Annotated in this window: 26 protein-coding genes; 17 read left to right on the top strand and 9 right to left on the bottom strand. The window is 45.5% G+C overall.

The genetic code is table 11. From position 1 onward, the window contains the following. Positions 1-248 precede the first annotated feature (248 nt). Positions 249-863, bottom strand: coding sequence for a Uma2 family endonuclease (locus QUA43_RS03215; protein ID WP_333370953.1), 615 nt, complete (start codon positions 861-863; stop codon positions 249-251). 191 nt (positions 864-1,054) lie between these two features. Here QUA43_RS03215 and QUA43_RS03210 point away from each other — a divergent pair, with 191 nt between their 5' ends. The 3 genes from QUA43_RS03210 to QUA43_RS03200 all read left to right on the top strand — a co-directional run bounded on the left by QUA43_RS03210 (position 1,055) and on the right by QUA43_RS03200 (position 4,715). Further along, entirely contained in the window at positions 1,055-2,455 is a 1,401-nt protein-coding gene (locus QUA43_RS03210; RefSeq protein WP_333370951.1) for a DUF2157 domain-containing protein, read from the top strand. Between the two features lie 200 nt (positions 2,456-2,655). Beyond that, on the top strand, positions 2,656-3,354 hold the full coding sequence (locus QUA43_RS03205) for a GDYXXLXY domain-containing protein (protein WP_333370949.1): 699 nt from the start codon (positions 2,656-2,658) through the stop codon (positions 3,352-3,354). A gap of 236 nt (positions 3,355-3,590) precedes the next feature. Continuing rightward, positions 3,591-4,715, top strand: a complete 1,125-nt coding sequence (locus QUA43_RS03200) for a hypothetical protein (protein ID WP_333370947.1) — start codon at positions 3,591-3,593, stop codon at positions 4,713-4,715. Between the two features lie 219 nt (positions 4,716-4,934). Here QUA43_RS03200 and QUA43_RS03195 read toward each other — a convergent pair whose 3' ends face one another. Continuing rightward, positions 4,935-5,270 carry a hypothetical protein gene (locus QUA43_RS03195; RefSeq protein ID WP_333370945.1) on the bottom strand — a complete coding sequence of 112 codons (336 nt, stop codon included), beginning with the start codon at positions 5,268-5,270 and terminating at the stop codon, positions 4,935-4,937. Between the two features lie 254 nt (positions 5,271-5,524). Between QUA43_RS03195 and hemH the strand changes: the two genes are divergently transcribed. Further along, positions 5,525-6,688 carry a ferrochelatase gene (gene hemH / locus QUA43_RS03190; protein ID WP_333370944.1) on the top strand — a complete coding sequence of 388 codons (1,164 nt, stop codon included), beginning with the start codon at positions 5,525-5,527 and terminating at the stop codon, positions 6,686-6,688. 251 nt (positions 6,689-6,939) lie between these two features. Here hemH and QUA43_RS03185 read toward each other — a convergent pair whose 3' ends face one another. Then, entirely contained in the window at positions 6,940-7,551 is a 612-nt protein-coding gene (locus tag QUA43_RS03185) for a DUF4126 domain-containing protein (protein ID WP_333370942.1), read from the bottom strand. Positions 7,552-7,881: 330 nt separating this feature from the next. Here QUA43_RS03185 and QUA43_RS03180 point away from each other — a divergent pair, with 330 nt between their 5' ends. Together QUA43_RS03180 and QUA43_RS03175 are read left to right on the top strand one after the other, a co-directional pair. Beyond that, positions 7,882-9,168 (top strand): Glu/Leu/Phe/Val dehydrogenase, encoded by a 1,287-nt coding sequence (locus QUA43_RS03180; protein ID WP_333370940.1) that lies wholly within the window; start codon positions 7,882-7,884, stop codon positions 9,166-9,168. A 5-nt stretch (positions 9,169-9,173) separates the two neighbouring features. Further along, entirely contained in the window at positions 9,174-9,323 is a 150-nt protein-coding gene (locus QUA43_RS03175; protein WP_333370938.1) for a hypothetical protein, read from the top strand. A 304-nt stretch (positions 9,324-9,627) separates the two neighbouring features. Here the strand turns inward: QUA43_RS03175 and QUA43_RS03170 are convergent, their stop codons facing one another. Continuing rightward, positions 9,628-9,828 (bottom strand): helix-turn-helix transcriptional regulator, encoded by a 201-nt coding sequence (locus QUA43_RS03170; RefSeq protein ID WP_333370936.1) that lies wholly within the window; start codon positions 9,826-9,828, stop codon positions 9,628-9,630. A gap of 96 nt (positions 9,829-9,924) precedes the next feature. Here QUA43_RS03170 and QUA43_RS03165 point away from each other — a divergent pair, with 96 nt between their 5' ends. Then, positions 9,925-10,188 (top strand): transposase, encoded by a 264-nt coding sequence (locus QUA43_RS03165; RefSeq protein WP_333370934.1) that lies wholly within the window; start codon positions 9,925-9,927, stop codon positions 10,186-10,188. Between the two features lie 13 nt (positions 10,189-10,201). Next, the gene (locus QUA43_RS30760) at positions 10,202-10,339 is read left to right on the top strand and encodes a hypothetical protein (protein WP_445301943.1); all 138 of its coding nucleotides are present in this window, start codon (positions 10,202-10,204) and stop codon (positions 10,337-10,339) included. 136 nt (positions 10,340-10,475) lie between these two features. On the opposite strand, the gene leuB is transcribed toward QUA43_RS30760, so the two are convergent. Beyond that, positions 10,476-11,561 carry a 3-isopropylmalate dehydrogenase gene (gene leuB / locus QUA43_RS03160; RefSeq protein WP_333145250.1) on the bottom strand — a complete coding sequence of 362 codons (1,086 nt, stop codon included), beginning with the start codon at positions 11,559-11,561 and terminating at the stop codon, positions 10,476-10,478. A gap of 119 nt (positions 11,562-11,680) precedes the next feature. Between leuB and QUA43_RS03155 the strand changes: the two genes are divergently transcribed. Together QUA43_RS03155 and QUA43_RS03150 are read left to right on the top strand one after the other, a co-directional pair. Further along, entirely contained in the window at positions 11,681-12,523 is an 843-nt protein-coding gene (locus tag QUA43_RS03155) for a Uma2 family endonuclease (protein WP_333370932.1), read from the top strand. A gap of 126 nt (positions 12,524-12,649) precedes the next feature. Further along, on the top strand, positions 12,650-13,855 hold the full coding sequence (locus QUA43_RS03150) for a DUF4336 domain-containing protein (protein WP_333370931.1): 1,206 nt from the start codon (positions 12,650-12,652) through the stop codon (positions 13,853-13,855). A 423-nt stretch (positions 13,856-14,278) separates the two neighbouring features. On the opposite strand, the gene QUA43_RS03145 is transcribed toward QUA43_RS03150, so the two are convergent. Beyond that, complete coding sequence (locus QUA43_RS03145; protein ID WP_333370929.1) at positions 14,279-16,072, bottom strand: metallophosphoesterase family protein; 1,794 nt, start codon at positions 16,070-16,072, stop codon at positions 14,279-14,281. A gap of 313 nt (positions 16,073-16,385) precedes the next feature. On the opposite strand from QUA43_RS03145, the gene QUA43_RS03140 reads away from it, so the two are divergent. Together QUA43_RS03140 and QUA43_RS03135 are read left to right on the top strand one after the other, a co-directional pair. Beyond that, positions 16,386-17,363, top strand: coding sequence for an acetamidase/formamidase family protein (locus tag QUA43_RS03140; protein WP_333370928.1), 978 nt, complete (start codon positions 16,386-16,388; stop codon positions 17,361-17,363). A gap of 156 nt (positions 17,364-17,519) precedes the next feature. After that, on the top strand, positions 17,520-17,804 hold the full coding sequence (locus tag QUA43_RS03135; protein ID WP_333370926.1) for a hypothetical protein: 285 nt from the start codon (positions 17,520-17,522) through the stop codon (positions 17,802-17,804). Between the two features lie 256 nt (positions 17,805-18,060). Here QUA43_RS03135 and galT read toward each other — a convergent pair whose 3' ends face one another. Continuing rightward, on the bottom strand, positions 18,061-19,083 hold the full coding sequence (gene galT, locus QUA43_RS03130; RefSeq protein WP_333370924.1) for a galactose-1-phosphate uridylyltransferase: 1,023 nt from the start codon (positions 19,081-19,083) through the stop codon (positions 18,061-18,063). 243 nt (positions 19,084-19,326) lie between these two features. Next, entirely contained in the window at positions 19,327-20,016 is a 690-nt protein-coding gene (locus QUA43_RS03125; protein ID WP_333370922.1) for a restriction endonuclease subunit R, read from the bottom strand. Positions 20,017-20,091: 75 nt separating this feature from the next. Between QUA43_RS03125 and QUA43_RS03120 the strand changes: the two genes are divergently transcribed. The 3 genes from QUA43_RS03120 to acs all read left to right on the top strand — a co-directional run bounded on the left by QUA43_RS03120 (position 20,092) and on the right by acs (position 23,039). Beyond that, positions 20,092-20,607, top strand: coding sequence for a DUF433 domain-containing protein (locus QUA43_RS03120; protein WP_445301942.1), 516 nt, complete (start codon positions 20,092-20,094; stop codon positions 20,605-20,607). After that, complete coding sequence (locus tag QUA43_RS03115) at positions 20,585-20,947, top strand: DUF5615 family PIN-like protein (protein ID WP_333370920.1); 363 nt, start codon at positions 20,585-20,587, stop codon at positions 20,945-20,947. The genes QUA43_RS03120 and QUA43_RS03115 overlap by 23 nt, the downstream gene beginning before the upstream one ends. 121 nt (positions 20,948-21,068) lie before the next feature. Then, positions 21,069-23,039: an acetate--CoA ligase gene (acs, locus tag QUA43_RS03110; RefSeq protein ID WP_333370918.1), complete on the top strand. Its 1,971-nt coding sequence runs from the start codon at positions 21,069-21,071 to the stop codon at positions 23,037-23,039. A 94-nt stretch (positions 23,040-23,133) separates the two neighbouring features. Here the strand turns inward: acs and QUA43_RS03105 are convergent, their stop codons facing one another. Further along, on the bottom strand, positions 23,134-23,421 hold the full coding sequence (locus QUA43_RS03105; RefSeq protein WP_333250067.1) for a hypothetical protein: 288 nt from the start codon (positions 23,419-23,421) through the stop codon (positions 23,134-23,136). A 310-nt stretch (positions 23,422-23,731) separates the two neighbouring features. Here QUA43_RS03105 and QUA43_RS03100 point away from each other — a divergent pair, with 310 nt between their 5' ends. Next, positions 23,732-23,890: a hypothetical protein gene (locus QUA43_RS03100; protein ID WP_333053645.1), complete on the top strand. Its 159-nt coding sequence runs from the start codon at positions 23,732-23,734 to the stop codon at positions 23,888-23,890. A gap of 35 nt (positions 23,891-23,925) precedes the next feature. Beyond that, positions 23,926-24,339 carry a hypothetical protein gene (locus QUA43_RS03095; RefSeq protein ID WP_333370916.1) on the top strand — a complete coding sequence of 138 codons (414 nt, stop codon included), beginning with the start codon at positions 23,926-23,928 and terminating at the stop codon, positions 24,337-24,339. The last annotated feature ends 211 nt before the right edge of the window (positions 24,340-24,550 follow it).

The following is a 24,550-nucleotide window of genomic DNA, read 5'->3' as shown; positions in this document are numbered from 1 at the left end:
TTAGGGTTACAAGCTTTAGGCGCGGAAAGTTGAGTTTCCCCGCCTATATTTATTTAGCAAAGTAAGGTTGGTGATATTCTCACGTCACTATCTAAAAATGGTGTGACTGTTAGCGAAACTTACAGGTTGCAATCAAACTAAACCCCTATTAGGGATGGAAACATAGCCTTAATCAGGTTGAGGGTGGAGATTTTCACTAATCGGTAGGTGGTTAGATGAATGCTAACCAATTAGCTATCGATCCGCCCTTAAACCTCTCCACTCAAAATCTGTTGAACCGTCAAACTTAGCTGTGGAAACATCGGAGATACGATCGCCTCTCCATCCCGAAATACCCCAACCTCAACATATTGCCCCTCCTCAAGCCGCAAAACCGTCACCACTTGTTCAATTGGATCGATAACCCAATACTCTGCGATGCCCCGCGCTGCGTACTGAGCTCGTTTGCGTTGGCGAAGCCCTCGAAGAGGCTCGTAATCCCGATCCCTGCCCACTCTACCCGGACTGACTACCTCCACAACAAACCGAGGAGGCAGCATATCGAAAGTGATAGTTAGCCTGATTGCTGTCAGCGGAATGTGTTCAGGTTCCAGAATTATCAAATCGGGGTAGCGGTTGGCCGCATCTCCCGATCGCAAAACGGCAACTTGAACCTCGCAATTATGCGTTTTAATCAGCCTGAGTGGCACGAGTCCGCTGCTAGCAAGATAGAAAAATAGATAGTTAGCAATGAAATTATTAGGTTCAGATTCTGGTGGCAAAGCTATTAACTCCCCATCAATTAACTCATAGCGTTGACCCGTATCATTTGAGTAATTAAGGTACTCGTCAAAAGTTAATTTTTTAGATTGAGCTTGTACCATAAAATTACATTCCTTGATTTATTCGTTCCTTTCTGCTGGGAGTTTGTTTATGTAGAAACGGTTTCAACAGCCGAAGCATATCCATCAAATCTGCTGTGCAAGTTTAGCAGGTGTCCCAGCCTCCATCGACAATCGAGCCACAAATGACATATTAAAAACTATCACAGTTCAAATCCTCTGGAATATTAAAAATGATTTCAGATAAATTTCGGCGCGAGTTGCGAGATCAAGCCAAACTCTGGCAAGCAGAAGGACTCATCGACACTTCATTCTACCAACAACTTTCGGAACGCTACCAATTCAACACACTCGAAACCGCCTCCCGCAACCGATTCCTCAGCATTCTGATGAGTCTCGGCGGCATTCTCCTCGGTATAGGAGTCATCACCTTTGTAGCGGCAAACTGGCAAGTTTGGTCGCGGGAAGTGAGAGTGGCACTGCTGCTAAGTCTTTTCGTAGCAGTCAATGCAGCAGGTTTCTATCTGTGGCGAATTCCCCCATCCCGAAGCCAAAACTCCCATCCAAATATGCCCGTAACAAAAGGGCGAAACAAACTCCTAGGTGAAGGATTGTTGCTGTTAGGAGCTCTGATTTTAGGAGCAAATATGGCATTGATGGCGCAAATGTTCCATATTGGCGGTTCTTCCTACGGACTTTTCCTTGCTTGGGGAATCGGCGTGCTCGGAATGGCTTACAGTTTGCGGTTGACTTCCTTGGGCGTTTTGTCCGCACTTTTAATCGGTTTGGGCTATTGGCTTGCCGTGTTAGATTGGTCTTCCAAAGTCGAGTTTTCTTGGCTGGAAGTTTTGGTGCGGCAAATGCCGATCGCAGCCAGTATAATGTTTGTGCCGCTGGCTTATTGGTGTCGGTCGCGTGCTATTTTTGCCATAGGTGCGATCGCGATAATTTTTTCCCTACAAGTTTCAATTATCCAAGGGTTAAATCAAACTTGGGCTGTGACAATGTTTTGCGCCCTACCGCCCGCTTTGCTGTGGGGATACGACGATGCAATCTGGCCGAAGGTACGCAGCAAGCTGTTTCAACCTACTTCCCGCAGTTTAGCACTGCTGTTTCTCGCCGGTTTGTTTTATTTTCTTTCTTTCCACTGGTGGTGGCAAGATTCGCCGAATCCTGGGCAAACTGAGCCCGATTGGGTTTTGCTGACAAATGTGGCTGTTTTGGGCGGTTTCACGGTGTTTGAGTGGCTGCGTTTGGGACGTTTGGAACTCCGACGGCCCAAACAAAATGGTGTGGATTTGAGTACAGGTGCGATCGGCATTTTAATCCTCGCCAGCGCCTTAATACCGCTTTTTCACCTCAATTTTACTCCCCTTCCTCAATTAGCGACTTTTCTGTTCAATGTTTTCTTATTTTTGCTTGCTGTCGGCTTAATCAGAGAAGGTTTAGCATTAGGAAACCGCCAGACTTTTTGGGGAGGCATGGTATTAATTACCCTGCAAATTATCAGCAGAGTCTTTGAATATAACACAGGATTGTTGCTCAAATCTTTTGTCTTTGTTTTGTGCGGAATTGGCGTAATTGCTGCGGGTTTGTGGTTCGAGCGCCACTTCGCAAAAATCCCCGATGAATAGAAAATCTTCATCTCTCTCTTCTCTAACTCAGCGCCCTCTGCGGTCTCTGTGGTTTAATCATTCCGAAACAACCGTAAACAATATAGCCATCCTCGCATCATTTGTGAATTTCTTACTCCCTCCCCTTGATAAGGGGAGGGTTGGGGTGGGGTCAAAAATTTACGACTCCTGCAATGATTGCTATATAACCCATACCTAATATGAACACAAACAACATTGACTTATTAGTTGAAAATCCAGATACAACAAATGTGTTTCAGCTTCCCCCGGAAGCAAAACGCCTTCCTGCGTGGCGGCTGTGGGTTCCTTTACTCTTGCAAATCGGACTAATTGCCGCCGTACCCGCGACCGCAGTTTACACTTTTATTACTGGCAAAACAGTTGTTCTGCAAACAGCACCAGTAGACCCTTACGACTTTTTGCGCGGATATTACCAAGTTTTGAGATATGATATTTCCGATGTCACAAATCTCCAAAAACTCCCCGATTGGAAAGATTTACCTACCGAAAAAAAACCTTGTCCGCCCGGAATTGTTTGTCCAAAAAATACGCACAATCTCAAACCAGAAACCAGTTTTTATGTAATCTTAGAAGCGCCAAAAGCCCCCACTAAGCCCGGCCGCCCCCAAGCTTGGAAACCCGTCCGGGTCAGTCTCAAAAATCCCACCAATTTGCCCGCCAATCAAATCGCAATTAAGGGCAAATATAACGGTTGGCAGATGCAATACGGCTTAGAAACTTATTATATGCCAGAGGATGAAAGGGAAAAAGTCAATCAGGAGATTAGCGAAGCTCAAAGGAAGCAGCGACAATCATTTTTGGTAGAAGTAAAGGTTGACAAAACAGGCCATGCTGTGCCTGTGAGTTTGTGGGTGCGCGATCGCAATTATCGATTTTAGCCAATCAGGGCAAAAGGTCGATCGACCTTTTGCCCTTGTTTTGAGTATTTTGGCTTAGGGATGGGGCAGAAGTTCGGCGATTCCCTACCGCAACGGGCCCGCAGGCGCGTTGGGGATAGCTTCGCTAGCGCGGACATTCAATTGCCGACAACTCAGGAGAATCTATTAAGATAGATAAGACTTGCACAAATCTTGCCTGTTCAAGGGCGCAAGTCATGACTCTACTGGAGCTTCTCATGTTAGCCGAGCTAATCTCTGCCAGACGAATACTCAAGACCAAACTCCTCGACTTCTTAGGACTTCCCGAAAATTGCCCAGACCAAACAGATCATCTCGTCAACCGAATTGTATCCCTCCTGGAAGCAAATCCAGCCGAACAAGAAAGATTTTGGGAGACTTTCAAAAGTGAATTAGCCGTCGATCCGGTAGAATTAGAAACAATACTCAAGTGTTCGCCCGCAGAACGCCAGCAGTGGATTGAACAAGACAAACTCCCTATTTTAGAATACCGCTCTTTCCGCAAATCAGGAATCCATCTAGAATATCCCGTTCACGACAGAAGATTCATCTTAAGTCTAACGCCAACCGATATTAATAATTGGCGCAAACAACCCAAAGGGCTGATTAAAAATAATCACCAAATACCCACCCCAATCAATACAGAAAAGCCTGAAGAAAACGAACAATCACGAGTAGCTTTTAGTTCAGCTTGGGAAAAAATTATTGCCGACTGGAAAGAACAAGGTTCGGAAGAAATTTCAGCAACCTTCCAGCTAGCTTACTGGACAGTTTGGGCGTCGCGCTGGGCCAAAGAAAATCAGCTCAACAGCTTTAAAGCAATTAATAAATATAAGGAAGTCTACGAAACTCACCAGCAGGAATGGTACCAGCGAAAAAATCAAGCAGTCAAGTTACTGATTGAAATGCCCTACGCCATGCTTTACTTCTACCGTCCGGCGGATTCTGACAAATTATATCTCGAACTGTGCGACGACCACCAGGAAATGATGAAAGATGCCTACTATTGGGACAAGTGGGACTTTTTCTATCAGAACCGCAAACTTGTAAATAAGTGCCGCGAATGTGTGTACTGCGAAACCAAAGATTATTACTCGCTTTACTATCTCGAAATCAAGAGCGACAAGTTTCCCGATTTTAGTTTTTCTTTCCACACGCCGTACACCATCGGCAGAAAATTTTTGCCACATCCAGAAACGCTACCTTATGTAGACCACGTAGAACAGGACGGCATTTTTCGCTTTGGCCGCCCGCTGCTGGAACAAGAGAAAGCTATTCACACCGAAAAGGATGTATTGCTCAAGTTTGAGGCGGCTTTGGCAGAAGCGAAAAAGTTTGTTTAGTTAGCAGTCATTAGTCATTAGTCATTAGTCATTAGTCATTGGTCATTAGTCATTAGTCATTAGTCAGGAAGGATTAGTCATTAGTCATTAGTCATGAAGGATTAGTCATGAAGGATTAGCGATGAGTAGACATTCTTCATTTTAAAAGTAAGAACTCAGCAGTGTTTAGTCAATAATTGGCGCGTCCTTTACTAATGACTAATGACTAATGACCAATGACTAATGACTAATGACTAATGACTTTTGAACTTGTATTACTTGAATGCTGCCGCCAGCATAAAGTTTGGGTTGTGGAGTTACTTCGGAATTGTACGATCGCCATCCCACCTCTGCCAACAAACTCCCCAAGTCAGTTTCAGTCTCCAACAACCACAAAAATACAGCCAACCCTGGCATAAATACCGGATTTGTATGCCGATGAATATCTACCAAAATGAATAGACCACCGGGCTCGATCGCGCGGTATACTTCCTGAAATATTTGTCGCAATTGCGCCCGTTGCATTTCGTGCATCCCAACGCTGCTGCGTACTCCTGTCAAACTGACAGTTGGCAAAAGCTTCTAAATAATAATTGGCTGATGGTACATTTTTCGTTTGCCGTTGTGACCCAAACGAGGATTGCAGCCTACGCTCAAAGCAGCCAGACGCGCGATCGCAATCCTAGAGACACTGATACGGATAACTTAAATCTCTAAAAAGTTTTGCAATAGTCAAAATTATGTATACGTTGCTATCGACTTAAGATATTATTAAGTTATATCATAAAGATAAGTAACAGAACTGAGACGATGGGAGAGCTGTAACCGCTATGGGTCGTGTGGGAGTATTGCTATTAAACTTGGGCGGGCCAGATCAAATCGAGGATGTCCGTCCTTTCCTGTTCAACTTGTTTGCTGACCCGGAAATCATTCGCATTCCGTTTCCGTGGATGCAAAAACCGCTCGCCTGGTTGATTTCGACCCTGCGCTTTCAAAAATCCCAGGAAAACTACCGCCAAATCGGTGGCGGCTCTCCTTTACGGCGGATTACCGAGGAACAAGCCACTTCGCTGCAAGAACTCTTGCAAGAAAAGGGACAGGATGCTCGAGTATACGTGGGGATGCGCTACTGGCATCCTTTTACTGAAGAGGCGATCGCCAAAATTAAGCGCGATCGCATCGAACATTTGACAATCTTGCCGCTGTATCCTCAATTTTCTATCAGCACCAGCGGTTCCAGCTTCCGGCAGCTAGAAGAAATGTGGGGCAAAGATCCTGCCCTCAAGGATATACAATATACCGCGATTCCTTCTTGGTATCAGCGGCCTGGTTACATTCAGGCAATGTCGGAACTGATAGCCCAACAACTAGACCACAATCCGAATCCCGATCGAGTTCACATCTTTTTCAGCGCCCACGGCGTCCCCCTCAGCTACGTAGAAGAGGCTGGAGACCCCTATCAGCGCGAGATTGAAGATTGCACTCGTCTGATTATGGAACATTTGAACCGATCGAACGAACACACTCTAGCTTATCAAAGTCGGGTTGGCCCGGTGGAATGGCTCAAGCCTTACACCGAAGACGCCATTACCGAATTGGCAGAAAATGGAGTCCAAGATTTGTTGGTAGTTCCGATTAGTTTCGTTTCCGAGCACATCGAGACTCTGCAAGAAATTGACATGGAGTATCGAGAATTAGCAGAAGAATCGGGGATTAAAAATTTCTACCGAGTGCCGGCCCTGAATACTCATCCGGTGTTTATTGAAGCCTTGGCCGATTTAGTCATCGAGTCGATCGAATCTCCCAGCGTTAAATTCTCTGATGTTATACGCCCTTCCAAGATAGTGAAAATGTACCCTCAAGAGCAGTGGGAGTGGGGTTTGACCACGGGGGCGGAAGTCTGGAACGGTCGTGTGGCGATGATTGGTTTTGTGGCACTATTGCTGGAGTTAATTACGGGTCAGGGCCCGCTACACTCGATCGGATTGCTTTAAATTGACAGTTGACAGTTGACCGTTGACTGTTGACTGTTGACTGTTGACTGTTGACAGTTGACCGTTGACTGTTGACTGTTGACCGTTGTTACACATGGTTAATGATATCAAATCCGTTGGGATCGGAATGATTGATCTCTCTCTTCTCTTCCTCAGCGCCCTCTGCGGTCTCTGCGGTTAAATCATTCCGAAATAACCGTAAACAATATGACTAATAACCCATAACAAATAACAAATAACAAATAACTAAATTAATCAGGATCGCGCTTGCGGCGGCGGGGATTTCCCCTATCGCCCGGTATTCCCTGACTTTTGTACCAGCGATACCACTCTTTAGAACTGCGAATTGCCAGCCACAGCAGGATCATCGCAACTAACCCTCCCTGCCGCGGTGCGTCAAAGGCAAACAAAACCAAGGAAATGCACAGAACATCTTGGAGGAAAATCACCCAAATCGGCAAACCTCGCAGCCGATAAAACCATCCAGCTTGTACCAGTTGCAGCACTAAAGCCAACAAACCTCCGACAATACCAATTATCCACAGCATCCAAGGGTGAGCAATAATTTCGTCGATCGAACTTACCTGAGCGATCGCAATTCCCATAATTGCTCCTACAATGGGACTGAAAATAATTTGCACAATTTGCAGTACCCGCTGTCCTACAAAGGTTTTAGAAGCAAATAACTCTAACAGCGACCAACTCACTAAAATTGCTATCACCACCTGGGGGTGAAGCCCAGACAATAGAGGTATTTCCGACCAAAGTTTGTCAATCCGCAACAAACCAATTAACAGCAGGGGCAGGGCAATTCTCATACCCCCTGCCGCAGACGCAGAGAGTGCGGCTAGGAGTCCAACCATAATAATAATTCAGTTTCTAACGTCAGCTAAAGCCTCGATCTATTTCAGAATTTAATTCCCCTGATGGCTGGCTGTGATTTGAGCGATCGAACTCAAATTGAGGCTTGAGCTTAAATATCACCTTCTATTGTAAGTGTATCTGCTTAATCCTGCTTGGCACTGCGATATTGTCGATCGACAATATCGCAGTTGACTGTTAACTGTTGACTGTTGTCAGAATAAAGGAGGCACCATTCAACCAGGATTGTGATTAAATTAGCTTAAGCACCCGAATCCTTCTTGTCTCTGACAACAGTCAACTAACAACAGTCAACAGTCAACTAACTTCTTATGTCTGAATCATTATTTGCCGATGCCAGCCGCCGATTAGAACGAGCCTTAAAATATGTGTCCCTTTCCGAGGATACGATCGAAAGGCTTAAACACCCCAAATCCAGTTTAATTGTATCGATTCCCGTGCGGATGGATGACGGTTCCCTGCGAATTTTTCAAGGTTATCGCGTGCGCTACGACAATACCAGAGGCCCGTCTAAAGGAGGAGTGCGCTATCATCCGGGAGTATCCCTTGATGAAGTGCAATCCTTAGCATTTTGGATGACTTTTAAATGTGCAGTTTTGAACTTGCCTTTTGGAGGAGCCAAGGGCGGAATTACTCTCAATCCCAAGGAATTGTCCAAACTGGAATTGGAACGGTTGAGCCGAGGCTATGTCGATGCGATCGCAGATTTCATCGGCCCGGATGTCGATATTCCCGCGCCGGATGTCTACACCAATCCCATGATTATGGGTTGGATGATGGATCAGTACAATATTATTAAGCGGCAGCTTTCTCCAGCGGTTGTGACTGGAAAACCAGTGACAATTGGTGGTAGTTTGGGCAGAGATACGGCAACAGCAATGGGGGCTTTTTTTGTAGTAGAAACTATCTTACCCAAATTTGAGCTAAATCCTCAAGATACAACTGTAGCAGTACAAGGTTTTGGTAATGCAGGTGCAGAAATAGCTGAACTGCTCTGGAAAGCAGGTTACAAAGTTGTTGCTGTCAGCGATTCCCAAGGGGGAATTTATGCTAAACAAGGGCTGGATATCCCCAGTATAAGAAGCTTTAAAGACTCTAACAAAGGGATCAAAGCTATTTACTGCGAAGGTTCTGTTTGCAATATTGTCGAACACGAAATATTGACAAATGAGCAACTTTTAGCATTAGATGTAGACGTGCTGGTTCCAGCAGCGTTGGAGAACCAAATAACAGAAGCCAATGTTAATGATGTTAAGGCTAAGTTTATTTTTGAAGTAGCTAACGGCCCGATTGATTCTGCTGCTGATTTGATTTTAGAAAAGCGGGGCATTCACGTAATTCCTGATATTTTAGTCAATGCCGGAGGCGTAACGGTTAGTTATTTTGAGTGGGTGCAAAACCGCAGCGGGCTTTATTGGACGCTGGAGGAAGTCAACCAGCGGTTGAAGCATAAAATGGTCGAAGAGACTGAGGCAATTTGGAAAAAATCTCAGGAATTGTCAGTTTCCATGAGAACTGCTGCTTACGTGTACGGGTTAAATCGGCTCGGAGAAGCGATGAATGCGAAGGGAACGCGGGATTATTATGTGAACGGTTGAGAAAAGTGCGATCGGGGAAGCTCGATCGCACAATCTTACCGCACTTATTCGATAAGAGTGCAGTCTACGAACCGACTTGGCAAAACTTAGCCCTTAATTGGGGAATTTTAGGTTGGCACGCAGCCGTTTATTTGACCGCAACTTTGGTGCTTTAAAAGACGAAAGATGTTTTTCAATAGAGATTTTACATAGAGAGAAATGTGTGAATTTCTAAGAAATACCTAATTTTACAAAAGCCACAGCTATGATGTAGGGCCAACCACCGGAGGATTACCCCGACCAAACACCATATCGGGAGGTCATGTGTAAGTCCGGATCTTGCAATTTTCTCAATCAATCGCCGCTGCACAATACTGGCATTCTTTTTTAAGAGGGCAAGAGAAGAAACGATCGCACTTTTTGATTAGATATGGAATAGGTGCGATCGCTGTTGCTTTTGCTTTTGCTTAGTTTGCTTTGTTAAGCTACCAAATCGTCTAACGAAAGCTTCAGGAGGTCGCACAAAACTTTCGTCGGTTCGAGATAGAGTTTGGGAATATGTCTACCCGTTTCCCAATTTTTCACAGTGGTTACACTCACCCCCAATTCATCCGCAACTTGCTGCTGCGTCAAAGAAAGCGATTGGCGTCGCTGTTTGAGTTTTTCCCCCACACTACTCATAATTCCTCTGGTTAAGTTGACTTAACCACAATTTGTCCGTAGTATGAGAAATGATGACTTGCGAACAAAACCGTTTGAAGACAGCTACGCCAACTGTTGCTGCCCTTACCCTCGAACACAGGCGAGTATCTTAAACAACAGCAACAACTCATCCAAAAACTCATTAGTGACCATTTTGACCCACACCCACACTTAAAAAAACAGCGTGACTTATTGACCTCAATTCCTGGAATTGGCGATTTAACAGCTTCTCTATTATTAGCTGAAATTGGTGAGGTTTCCGATTACCATAATGCTCGTCAATTAGCAGCCTATGCTGGTCTAACTCAAGCACGAACGGAGTTCTGGAACTTCGGTTAAAGGCAAAACTCGTTTGTCTTGTACCGGAAACGTCCGACGAAAAAAGGCGTTGTATCTGCAGGAGGTAGTGGCGATGCTCTGCGACCAGTTACTCAAAGCGACTCACTGTGCGATTATTGGGTCGGGGAAAGGTCAAAATGCAGGTGATTGATGCAATGATATCGGAAGTTGCTGCATTTGGCTTTTAGGATTTGAAAATCCCAAAAGCCTTTCGATCCCAATTATTTGAATGCTACCCCTTGACAGGTCAAAACAGTATAGACAACAGTATCTACCAGGTAAATAAATCAACCTTGCAAAACTTCAATTAAAGCATCGCCCATTGCCCGACAGCCGACGAGTTTCATGCCTTCCGACATGATATCACCAGTGCGATAACCTCGATCCAAAACTTCGACAACTGCTTGCTCAATTTTATTAGCAGCTTCCGGCTGATTTAAGGCGTAGCGCAGCATCATTGCCGCGCTTAAAACTTGGGCGATGGGATTGGCTTTATCTTGTCCGGCGATGTCCGGTGCGGAACCGTGCACGGGTTCAAAAACTCCCGGCCCGCTTGCTCCCAAACTAGCAGAAGGCAGCATCCCAATGCTACCAGTTAGCATCGCCGCCGCATCGGAAAGAATGTCGCCGAATAAATTGCCGGTGACAATTGTATCGAACTGTTTCGGCCAGCGAATTAACTGCATGGCGGCGTTGTCAACGTAGAGGTGAGAAAGTTCGACATCAGGGTATTCTGAAGAAAGGGCAATAATACGATCGCGCCACAGTTGCGAAACATCCAAAACATTCGCTTTATCAACGGAACACAGCCTTTTTCCCCGCTTCCTGGCCGTCTCAAAAGCAACTCGCCCGATTCTGTCAATTTCCGACTCGGTGTAAGCCATCGTATTGACACCGCGTTTTTCGCCGGTTTCCGTCTCAAAAATACCTTTCGGTTTGCCGAAATAAATGCCGCCTGTGAGTTCGCGGATGACCATAATATCCACGCCTTCGACAACTTCCCGTTTCAAACTAGAAGCATCAACCAACTGCGGTAAAATAGTCGCCGGACGCAAATTTGCAAACAATCCCAATCCGGCGCGCAGTCCTAATAATCCAGTTTCCGGGCGCTGTTCGCGGGGCAAATTATCCCACTTGTAACCGCCAATAGCTGCTAACAATACTGCATCGCAGTTGCGGCATTTTTCCAGTGTTTCTTCGGGCAGCGGATTGCCTGTTGCGTCAATAGCAGCGCCGCCCATTAAAGCTTCTTGAAATTCAAAGCCGATGTCCAATTGTTGACCGACAAGTTTCAGGACATCTACCGCCACAGCGATAATTTCAGGGCCGATGCCGTCTCCTGGTAAAAGAGTGATGCGGTAGTTTTGAGTCATATCGATTTGGGAGTTTTGATTTGAGATTTGAGATTGAGAGTTAATGGGAATTCTTTGGAAATGCAAGACATTCTCACAAGGTTATAATCATATCAGGATAAGCAACCTCAGAATTGATTATGACATTCCCGACTTACCCGCCTGCTCAAGCTGAACCGCCTCTAGACCCCCGGCAGAGTTTGCCAACAATGTATGATTTACCTAGCGAAGACCCAAAGGAGCCCGGTTTGCCAGATACATTTCATTTAGATCAGCCGCAACTCTTGGAATTCACGTTTTTGCCGCCGGGATGGGATGCGGAACAAGTCTTTACAGCCAGTGACCTAAATTTGTATTACGATGCAACACAACCGCGCTGGCATAAACGCCCGGATTGGTTTGCTGCGGTGGGTGTGCCAAGGCTTTATCAAGGGCGCGATATGCGTTTGAGTTATGTAGTTTGGCAAGAACGGGTAAATCCGTTTGTGGTGGTGGAATTGCTATCGCCGGGAACTGAAGATGAAGATTTAGGGCGGACTGTTCAGCAAGCTGGGGAACCGCCGACTAAGTGGCAAGTTTATGAACAAATTTTGCGGATTCCTTACTATTTTGTGTTCAGTCGCTACACGGATGAATTGCGAGCTTTTCATCTTGTAGGAGGCCACTATGAACCTGCAGAATTAATTGATGGGCGGTTATTTATTCCTGAGTTGCAGTTGAGTTTAGGTTGGTGGCAAGGCACTTATAAGAGTATGAATCGGTTGTGGTTGCGGTGGTTTACGGCCCAAGGAGGGTTGATTTTGAGTCCGGGTGAAAGGGCGACGGCGGCGGAACGGCAACTGATAGAAGCTCAACAGCAAGTTCTAGAATCTCAACAGCAACTGACAGAATCTCAACAGCAACTGACAGAATCTCAACAGCGAGAGGAAAGACTAGCGGCGCGGTTGCGAGAGTTAGGCATCGATCCTGAACAGTTGGTTTAATAGTTCTCGCACCCAGGCCTGGTGAAACCCCTTTTCAACTCATCGAATCCGCGCAACAGGAGTGAAATAAGATAAAAACAGTTCGATCGCACGCACGTACAAAAAAATCGGCAAGGAGTCGCACCAGTGGCAGAGGGCGAAGGCATACCAACATCACCACAGATTGATTATCGGGACTATTCTTGGGCCTTTTGGCCAGTTGTCCCCCTCTATCCTTACAGCAAGCGGCGCACCATCCGCAAGGAAATAGTCAAGGACACAATCTGGACTTTTGACCAACTACAAGGCATTTTTTACGTTGTCGTCCCGATTCGGATGACAGTAATTAAACTAGAACCCGAAGGCCTTCTCGTCTACGCCCCCGTTGCACCGACTCCTGAGTGCATCCGCTTGGTAAAAGAGTTAGTAGCAGAGCACGGCGAAGTTAAGTACATCCTGCTGACAACGGTTTCGGGGATCGAGCACAAAGTTTTTGTCGGCCCCTTTGCGAGGTGTTTTCCCGAAGCGCAGGTGTTTGTCGCCCCGCAGCAGTGGAGTTTCCCCGTGAATTTGCCGCTGAGTTGGCTGGGTTTGCCCGCCAAACGCACGTCTGTACTCCCCTTTGACAGCAGCAACACGTCCTTAGCCGATCAATTTGACTGGGCAATTCTCGGCCCCCTCGACCTCGGTTTGGGCAAATTTGCAGAAGTTGCGTTATTTCACAGACGATCGCGCACGCTGATGTTAACAGATTCCATAGTTTCGATTCCCGAAAATCCGCCCGCGATCGTCCAACTCGACTCGTACCCGCTGCTGTTTCACGCCAAAGACAGCGCCTTGGAGACGGTGGCAGACACCCACGAAAATCGGCGCAAAGGGTGGCAGAGAATCGCCTTATTTGCCATGTATTTTACGCCTAGCGTGCTGGAAGTGCCGCCGTGGTCGGAGGTGTTAGCCAGCGCGCGCCAAGCGCCAGAACGCTCTAGGAAAGCTTATTTCGGGTTGTATCCGTTCAAGTGGAAAACACATTGGGAGCGATCGTTTGAGGCTTTGCGGGGAGGAGGGCGGTTGTTTGTGGCCCCGATTTTGCAGACATTGATTCTCAACCGCGCGCCGCGGGAAACTCTCGATTGGGTGGATAAAGTGGCGAGTTGGGACTTTCAAAGGATTGTACCTTGTCACTTCGATAGTGCGATCGACTCCCGGCCGCGTGAATTTCGGCAAGCATTCTCGTTTCTGGAAAAACACTCGCCTGTTAATTCCTTACCCGAAGACGATTTTAAATTGCTCAGGCAGATTGATGCGGGTTTGAATAAAACAGGTTTGGTTCCACCTGCGAAAGAGAAAGTTTAATCTTACATCTTGCACCTTTGTTAGGAACAGGCAAGATGCCTGTTCCACAATAAAATTGAGTTTTGTGGAACGGGCATCTTGCCCGTTCCTAAACAGGTAATTGAGAATAGTGCAACATCTCAGTTTAATCTTACATCTTCCACCTTTGTTAAGAACAGGCAAGATGCCTGTTCCACAATAAAATTGAGTTTTGTGGAACGGGCATCTTGCCCGTTGCTAAACAGGTAATTAAAAATGGTGCAACATCTCAGTTTAATCTTACATCTTCCACCCTTCTCAAGAACAGGCAAGATGCCTGTTCCACAAAGAATGAATTTCTTTATTGTGGAACGGGCATCTTGCCCGTTGCTAAATAGCTAATTGAGAATAGTGCAACGTCTCAGTTGACTCAGATATCTGTAGGGACACGGCAATGCCGTGCCCTTACCTTTCGCACTTAAACTCATCAAACTTCACCACTTCCGATTCGGGTTTCCGCGTATCAAAATAGTAGCTGCTAACCGTACCCTCCCCCGTATCAAAAATAGTAAAAGCCGTAATATCATTGCTATCAATATACGGCAGCGGCCGCCCATCTTTCCCCAACAAAGGCGCAACTGTCGGCACCACAGGTTCCAATCCGTTCGGATCTCCAATAGCGCTGTAATCTTCCCGATATGCCGGCGGCACAAATCGGCGCTTTTCCCCCGCAAAAGCACCGTAACTGTTACCCACATTAGAAGTCTCCAAAAAGTGCATTCCGCTGGAACTTACAAACCGATTCCACAAGTGCGAATGTCCGTAAAATACCAACTGTACCCCCGCTGTTTCTAGTAGTGGCACTACATCCCGAATCAGATAATCTTGCTGTTTCGGATACTCGTAACGCACCATTTTAATCTCGCCATCGAGAGCGCGATCGACTATTTGCACTGGATCAGTATAAGCAGGTACAATATTGTCACCCAGAGAATGTGGCGGGTGGTGAAACATCACAATTTTATATTTTGCCTGCTGGAATTGCGAACTCTTTAACTCTTTTTGCAGCCAATTATATTGAGCGCTGTCCTTGACAATCGGCTCAAAAATATGCTGTCCGTATCCCCATTTTTCGGGATTATTAAAATCTTCGTCCCGTTCGCGATACCTGCCTCTCGCACCCGGATCTAAATTCGGAGTTCGCCAGATATTCGTAACATACAAAGTAACTAACCGCACGTCCCCAAAAGTCACAGCATAGTAATTTTTGCCTCCCGGTAAATTGAAAATTTCGTCATAGGTATCGCTATTAAAAGTATTGTTTTTCAGCCAGAGTTCGCGCACTGAAGAATCATTATTAGGATTTAAAAAGGCAGCACGTTGAGCGTATATTTTCTCGGCAGCGGCGCGGGGAAAAGGATCGTTAAATTGGTCATCGAGTTTGCTGCTGGTTGCAAAGCGACCCATGATTTCGTGATTGCCAATCGCCGGAAATAAAGGCGCGTGTTGGATCAGTTCGCCGCCGCTGTAAACGGTTTTGATGCCGTTTTTGTCGAGTTCGGAAAATGCGCGACCTTGCAGAGACGGAAAGAAGGCGCGGCCTCGGTAATCGTCAAACCATTCAGAAGCGCGATCGGGTATATTAATTAAATCCCCAGCCATGAAAACCGCGTCAACTCTCCCAATTGTTTCGGCTACTTTCTGGAGATTTGCTGCTGTCATCGGCATCAATTGATGGTCGGAAGTCAGGAGAATTTTGAGCGGCATTCCTGCTGCTGGTGTCGGAGAAAGAGTAAAAACTTTGCTGCTGACAGATGCGCCGTCTTTCCTTTCGCTGGTGACTCGATAAGGAATGCTAACACCGGGCATTAAGTTGGAGACTTCTGCTTCGTGGCGCCAGATGTCGCGGACAATTGGATTGCTATCAATTATGTTTTGTTTGATTGCATCGGAGATGCGCGAGTCTTTGTCTTCGCGAGTGCGACTTAGCTTGGTAGTATTTGCCGTCACAACTTGATTCAAATTTTCGCCGTAAGCAACAGTGTTGCGAGTACCGGCAAACTCGGTGAACCAGACAACTCGCACCGAGTTTGCTGTTGGGATTTGCAAAAACGGATCGGTTAAAAGCTGAGGTTTGTTAAGGTAAGATTGCATCATGAAACCTAGCAATAGGACAATCAAAATCAAAACAGCAAAAAACCAGGGATTGCGGGGCAAATCTCTAGATTTTTTAAATTGAACGGGCAATGGTGTCAACATTAGTTATTAGTTATTAGTTATTAGTTATTATTCATTAGTCATTAGTCTGAAGAAAAAACAGCCATCGATTTTAGATTCTCGACTGGGAATTTTAAACTACCAAGGTTATCAAAAAGTTAAGAAATTAGTAAAATATCTCACATCTAACAAACTTCAACCATTTTTTCACATCTTCTGACCTCTCCTTTCTCTTTCTCTGCGCCCTCTGCGCCCTCTGCGGTTCATTAAAAAAAATTCTCAAAAATGATTGAGACTTGCGATATAACATTCTTAACACCCTTCCTTCAATCTAAAATCTAAAATCTAAAATCCCATGACTCGCCACCTTCTCAAGGCTAACTGCAAAACCGTACACTTAGGCGGTTTTTCTCCGAACATCGAACCTGCTTTAATCGTCGATTCGGGCGATCGCATCGATATCGAAACCTATTCAGGATATTATGTTGCTGACAAGGCCCCGCCGGAATTTCTCACCCCCGAATTTTTAGATATTTGTCAGAATTTGCCTCCCCACCGCAAAGTTGGCCCAGGGCCCCACTTGCTGACAGGCCCAATTTATGTTAACAATGCCGAACCAGGAGACGTTTTAGAAATTCACATTGAGGATGTTTACCCAAGTTTGCCAGTAGGATTTAATGCAATTCGCGCCGGATGGGGATCTTTGCCTGAGTATTTCCCCGAACCTAAATTGCGGTTTATTTCGCTAGATTTAGAGCAAAAAATTGCAGAATTTCCCGCAGGTAGCGGCATTCGGATTCCCCTGCATCCTTTTTTTGGCATTATCGGCGTTGCCAATGCACAAATCAACCGTTCTTCTATTCCTCCAGAGCGCTACGGCGGCAATATGGACAATCAGGAACTCCAACCAGGAACGCGGTTATTTTTACCTGTTTTTATGTGCGGCGGTTTACTGTCCATCGGCGACGGACATTCGGCACAAGGAGACGGTGAAGTTGACGGTACTGCGATTGAAACTTCGATGAACGGGACTATTCAAATCATCTTACGCAAGGATTTATTTCTGATATTTCCGTTTGCGGAAACGCCCACTCATATTGTGATTATGGGATTTGGTAGAACATTAGATGAAGCGTTTGAGCTGGCGGTAAAACAGACGGTTTATTGGCTGCAAAAGTTTGCAGCTTTCAAAGAGGAAGATGCTTATGTTTTCTGTTCCCTTGCGGTAAATTTTCGGATTACGCAGGCTGTCAACAATCCTCAAAAAGGAGTTCACGGAATGATGCCCAAGTGTATCTTACCAGAGGTGAAAATTATTGGTCACGGAGTGTGATGTAAAATGATAACACGCGATCGACAAAAAAATTAGGATCGCGATCGCACAAACTACACAAATTTGTCACTGCTGTGGTCGATCAGGATCGCCATCCTGTTGACAATTAAGCTTAAAATAAGATAAGTTACCAGTTCTACCTAAATCGACCTCAACATGAAAAACTACACTGACGATGTTGCAAAAAAAGATTTAGTCGATCGAGCTTTTGGGAGTGCAGCAATACCAGATCCGACAGCGTGGGTGCACGAACATTATTTTCTGGCTAATTTCGCCGATACTCTGGCCCACATCCAAGAACATTTGTCTGATGACAGTTGCGAAATCGGCGAGAATGGTGAATCGGGCGAGGGGATATTATCGATCGATGCCAAAATTAGAGATATGTTGAGAGCTACTTTTAGCGACGATGGCTGGCAGTATGTCGAAAGTTTATTGTGAGTTTATGGTAAAATCCATAAGTATTTGTACGTTCATCACTTGAGAGCGTAAGTTATACCAGTTTAAAAAAAGAATCCAACTTTAGGCAGGTGATCTACACCATTAGATCCTCCGTTATGCCCAATTCTTTAATCTCAAATCTCAAATCTCCAATAATATCAGTTTCCTCCCCCAACGCAGACTCGCAACTTAGAGTAGCTGCGTGCATTTCCACCCCAATTTGAAGTAAATTTGACCTCTTGTGATGTAGGATACTTTAGATGGGAGGGAAATTACTGTCGCTAGGAATTTCGATCGATCGCAAAAACGCTGCACTTTCTTCGGGCAAAGCAGTATTGATAAACATCCCGCTGCCCAACTCAAACCCAGCTTGCTTGGTGACTCTGGGAATAATTGCGATATACCAGTGAAAGTATTTTGTTCCCCCTTCGGCGATCGGCACCGATCGAATATTATAGTTGTAATCGGGATTGTTCAATCCGTAATAAAGCTTAGCCAGTACAGTTTTCAAAGTATCAGCAAGATCCGTAATTTCCCCATCAGTAAGGTCATCAAATGAAGAGGAATGCCGGCGCGGAAAAATCCAAATGTGAAACGGTGAAAGTGCAGCGTAAGGGATAAAAGCCACAAAATGTTCACTCTCACAAATCACTCTTTCCTCCGCCGCTAATTCGTCTTCCAAAGTCCGGCAAAACAGACATTCTCCCGTGTCGTCAAAATATCTAATAGCTTCGTCGATGCGGCTGCGAAATTGGCTAGGTACAACAGGCGTTGCTGCTATCTGCGAGTGGGGGTGTTCGAGAGAAGTTCCGGCACTTTCCCCATGATTCTTGAAGATAATAATTGTTTCAATGTAGGGATTTTTTCTAATTTCTACATAGCGCTGGCGGTATACTAAAAGTATGTTGGCAATTTCTTCAACCCTCAACAAAGCGGTCGTCAAATCGTGTCGCGGGTGTTCGACAATTACTTCGTGAACGCCGATTCCCGCCATTGTGCGGTGAATTCCCGATGATATCCTCATCCATTCTGCTGTCGGGGAGAGGGCGGGATATTTGTTGCAAATTGCCCTGACTTTCCAGCCTGCGCGATCGCCCAAACGGCAAGTTTCTAAGGTTCCGTCTTCCTCATTTCCCACGCAAAACGGGCAATCGGCACGGTGCGGTGGCACTAATGTTTCGCACTTTTTTTTCTTAGCGAATTGATCCGGTCTTGTCGCCCGTTCGGTGGCGATGATTACCCAATCTCTGGTAATTAGGTTTTGTCTAAGTTCAGACACTTTCTTACCTTCAGTTTCAGGGTCAAATTGTCTATTATTTTAGAGAAAGACTTGTATTTTGTCACTCAGAAGAGCAAATTTTTAACAAATCTTAATTTATAATTAAAGTGGCAGTTTATATACAGAAGTTAACAACATTTGGAGCCAGCGAGAGAGGGCGATTAGCGACTAAAGGTGTTTCCCCCGATGTTACAAAATATTTGTCTAGGCCTTATCGGTAAGCACAGATTTTAACCTGAGAGATTAAGTCAACTGCAACTGCACATTCTGCAACTTGCAAATCGCTTTCAACACTTGCGCCAACAAGAGCGATCGCTCTCGGTCAATCAAATTCAATTCCGGTAAAATCTGATAAGTACAAGGATTTCCCCGCGTCACCCGCACAAACCGATAACTTTCGCCATTCGTCGTCAATCCCCAAACAGACGATTGCTGCTGCAAACTTTTATAAGTATAAGTCAGGAGTTGCGGCAAACCAGTCAAAGGTGCGATCGCACTATTTTTCGCCTCCACTACCAAAATCCAAAACTGTGCAGCCGGGAGCTCTGCATCCGGCTGATTTACGGCTAAAACATCCAAGCGCCCTTTAATTAAAGTATCCCCATCCTCAACCTCGATCGGGATGCTATCTTCCATTGTCAGCACGATCGGAATATCAAAAAATCCTGCTAATCTCATTAACGGTGAAAGCACTAAAAACTTAACCAGTTTTGCAGAAACTTTCCCTGCTTCTAGATAGCGCCAAAAGTGATTACCGATTAGCAATAATTCCTGCTGTTCAAAATCCGTCAGAGGTTCCATAGATAAAAATTCAGCAAAAGAGCCTCCTATTTGTCTTTCCAATTTGAGAAGGCGGCGAACGTCATTTAGCGAGAGTTGGCTTGCTTCTAAATTTTGCGTCATGGCTTTAGTGCGATCGGCTGTTAATGTCAATTATGAAAGCATTACCATCGGATTTGTTATGATATAATCATACCAGATATCGCTCCTGTAAATCGGGTAGATTGTATGAAAGCAATTAAAGTGATGGCAACGATCGACGATCGAGGACAATTATGCGTTGGTGAACCGCTCAATTTATATCGCAACAGCCGAGCCGAAGTAATTGTGCTGGTTCCGGAAGTAACAGAAATTAATAAAGAGAAGCAATCTCATGAAGCCAACCACCCAACCACGCAACTAGAAGACTATTTCAACTTCCTAAGACCTGACGATATTCGCCTCAAAGGTTCCCGCATTGGCATCGAAACCATTCTCTATGAATACCTGTTTCGCGCTCGAACTCCCGAAGAAATTGCTAACGTTTATACATCGCTCACCCTGGAACAAGTTTATGCGACAATTTTGTATTACCTGCACAACAAAGAAGCAGTCGGTAAATACATAACCGAATGGCTGGAGTGGGGAGAAAAAATGCGAGAAGAACAACGTCGCAATCCTCGTCCAGTATATGAAAAAATCCGCAAACTGAGAGCAGAAAGAGATGCAAAGAGAAAGGCTGATGGCAATCCAGTATCTCTTTGATGAAAATGTCGATCCTGCGTATGTCAACCAAATTCGCAGACGCAATCCCGATCTGATTGTTCTAGCAGTGGGAGAACTAACAGCACCTTCCAAAGGCACTCTCGATCCAGAAATTCTTATTTGGTGCGAAATCCACAATTTCATTCTCGTTACCAACAACCGTCGCTCTATGCCCGTTCATTTAACAGATCATGTAGAGCAAAATCGCCATATCCCAGGAATCTTCATCCTAAATTCCAAGCTGAGTATTGGTCAAAATATTGACGAACTGATTTTGATTTATGAAGGATCGTTTGATGATGAGTACCAAGATAAACTTGAGCATTTACCGCTACCATAATTTCTAATACAGTCCCAACATTGACAAATTTCCCCAAAGTCTTAAGGAAAATAAACATACTTTTGCCCCAACTTATGCAAACAATAGTTAAAAAGACGAACCGAAGTTAAAGTTAAAAGCAATGTCACAAGATACCATCGAATCAATTCTGCATGAAAAACGGCTATTTCAGCCGCCCGCTGAATTCTCCCAAAAAGCTCACATCAAAAGCCTAGAAGAATACCAAGCCCTCTACGACAAAGCCAAAGCTGACCCCCAAGCATTCTGGGCAGAACTCGCGGCCCAAGAATTGCACTGGTTCCAAAACTGGGATACCGTGCTCGACTGGCAACCGCCTGTTGCTAAATGGTTTGTCAATGGCAAAATTAATATTTCTTACAATTGTCTCGATCGCCACTTAACCACTTGGCGCAAAAATAAAGCCGCCCTGATTTGGGAAGGCGAACCCGGAGATTCCCGCACCCTCACCTACGCGCAACTCCACCGCGAAGTCTGCCAAATGGCGAACGTCATCAAACAATTGGGAGTCCAAAAGGGCGATCGCGTCGGCATTTATATGCCGATGATTCCCGAAGCAGCGATCGCCATGCTAGCCTGCGCCAGAATCGGTGCAGTACACAGCGTTGTTTTTGGCGGTTTTAGTGCAGAAGCTTTGCGCGATCGGCTTAACGACGGCCAAGCAAAACTCGTCATCACCGCTGACGGTGGCTTCCGCAAAGATACCGCCGTCGGCCTCAAAACACAAGTAGACAAAGCATTAGCAAATAATGCCACACCCAGCGTTACCAACGTTCTGGTAGTTCAGCGCACCAAACAGAAAATTGACATGGAACCAGGGCGCGATCATTGGTGGCACGATTTGCAAAAAGGTGCATCGGCAAATTGTCCAGCCGAACCGATGGACAGCGAAGATATGCTGTTCGTACTCTACACCAGTGGCAGTACCGGCAAACCGAAAGGAGTCGTCCATACAACCGGTGGTTATAACCTTTATACCCACATGACAACCAAATGGATATTCGACCTCCAAGATACCGATGTTTACTGGTGTACTGCTGATGTCGGCTGGATTACTGGACACAGTTATATTGTCTACGGGCCGCTGTCCAACGGTGCGACAACTTTAATGTATGAAGGTGCTCCTCGCCCTTCAAATCCTGGCTGTTTTTGGGATGTAATTGAAAAATACGGCGTCACCGTTTTCTATACTGCACCCACTGCGATCAGAACATTCATGAAAATGGGCGAACACTTGCCGAATGCCAGAGATTTGTCATCTTTACGATTGTTAGGAACCGTCGGCGAACCGATCAATCCTGAAGCTTGGATGTGGTATCAACGAGTAATTGGCCACTCGAATTGTCCGATCGTCGATACTTGGTGGCAAACAGAAACCGGGGGAATTATGATTACCGCTTTGCCCGGTGCAATTCCTACAAAACCCGGTTCTGCAACCCTACCGTTCCCCGGAATTGTGGCTGATGTTGTTGACCAAGATGGCGAACCAGTAACTAACGAAAGCGGCGGTTATTTAGTTGTGAAACATCCTTGGCCGGGAATGATGCGTACACTTTACAACGATGCCGATCGCTTCCGCCGCACTTATTGGGAATATTTGCACCCGAAAGATGGCGAATTTGTGTACTTTGCAGGGGATGGCGCGCACAAGGACAAAGACGGTTATTTCTGGGTAATGGGCCGCGTTGACGATGTAATTAATGTGGCCGGACACCGACTCGGCACAATGGAAGTTGAGTCAGCTTTGGTATCGCATCCAGCGGTGGCGGAAGCTGCGGTTGTTGGCAAACCCGACGAGATTAAAGGTGAGGAAATTGTGGCTTTTGTCACGCTGGACAACTCGCAGCAACCTAGCGATGAATTGGCTAAGGAATTGAAGCAGCACGTTGTTAAGGAAATTGGGGCGATCGCCCGTCCCGGCGAAATTCGATTTACTGATGCTTTGCCGAAGACTCGCAGCGGCAAAATTATGCGGCGATTGCTGCGTTCTTTGGCGGCGGGCCAAGAGGTTTCTGGGGATACTTCGACTTTGGAAGACCGGACGGTTTTGGATAAGTTGCGCGGTGGTTCGTAGGGGTATTTTTTAACCGCCGATGAACGCAGATGAACGCAGATGAACGCAGATGTAATCTTATCTGCGTTCATCTGCGGTTTAATTGTTAATTTGCTTATTTGCCGCGCCACAGATGAACCGCATCTGGGTTAATTTGCGACCTTACCTGTAGCCAATCCTCTAACAAGTAGTCATCATCAACTGCTTCAGAATGCTGTTCGTCTTTGAGAATTGCTAAGACGTGAACTCCTGACGGATAGTTGACATGACGAATGTCTGGGTCATATCCCAAGTCTTGAATTTTTGCTAAAATGCGATCGACTGCACCGGCAACAGTTAAATCGACGGCCAGAATAATTTGACCGAGTTTAGCACCCGGTTTTACACATTCCAGAACAGCCATTACTCTTTCTCCTTGTAGTTGCAACGGTAGACTTGAGGGCGATTTTCAAATTTTCGGGGTTGAGTCACAGATTCTAATTCAACCCGGTAGCGGCTCGTTTTTGGCACTCCTGTTTCGCTTGCTTGGGGTTATCCGCTAAAATCGGCTGTCCCAGCGTTCTGGTTCTTTTTCTGGATCTTGAATCATAATTAAATTGCTCCTTTGTTGGACGTTCAACTTCGGGGAAGTCGTCTTGGCATGGTGCGGCAACATTCTGCCAAGGCGCATTTATCTGCTATAATTGTACTGCATTTTTTAGTATAATTGCAGTATGAGTAAAAATGTTAAAGTTCTAACCATCCGACTGCCTGAAGTAGAAATGCTTCGGCTAGAAGCTTATTGCGCGAACAGCGGTAGAACAAAAACCGATGTGATTCGCGAACAGATTAGGAGTTTAAAAGTTGAAGATAAGTCGCTTCACCCAGATTGATAACCTTGGTTCATTAACATCCCTTGAGACACGCCATGCTCCCAGAAACCGTACAGTTGCAAATTCCTTTTCAAGTCCTAGTAGATGCGATCGCCTCCCTCCCACTCGCAGAAAAACGCCGACTTTGGCAACTATTAAATGAAGAAATTACTCAAGCAGAAACCAACCAGCCCTCTCAAGTTCTGATTCAAAATAACAATGGGTCGGATTACAAACCCACAGGGGAAATCTTGACTGCGGCAGAAATACGCGATCGCTATCCCCGCGAGTGGGTGCTAATTGCTGATACTGAATCCGACGATTTATGGAATGTGATTCGCGGTGAAGTCTTAGCTCATTCACCGCAGCGAGAAGAAATAGACCGAGCTTTGACAAAATTTAAAGATATCCGGTCAATTTCTATAGAATACACTGGCCCTATTCCTGATGACTATTCGGCGATATCGTGACTTCACAAAGACTTTATCGGTGTTCGCGTTACGGAAATTTACTCGTCTTAAAAGCTGCTGCCTCTAGCACAAGTAATACTGTCAGACAATTCAGATTATTAGTTGATACAGGCTCAACTTATACCGTCTTGCGGGTAAATATATTAGAAGCTCTTGGTTGCGATATCCAAAATCCTCTACGTAGAATTAGGACATCGGCAGATCGGCAGGT

It is taken from the genome of Microcoleus sp. N9_B4 (assembly GCF_036701635.1).
In the GTDB taxonomy this organism is placed as follows: Bacteria; Cyanobacteriota; Cyanobacteriia; order Cyanobacteriales; family Microcoleaceae; genus Microcoleus.
Note: the sequence above shows the minus strand (reverse complement) of the source record. Positions and strands in the feature narration are given on the sequence as shown.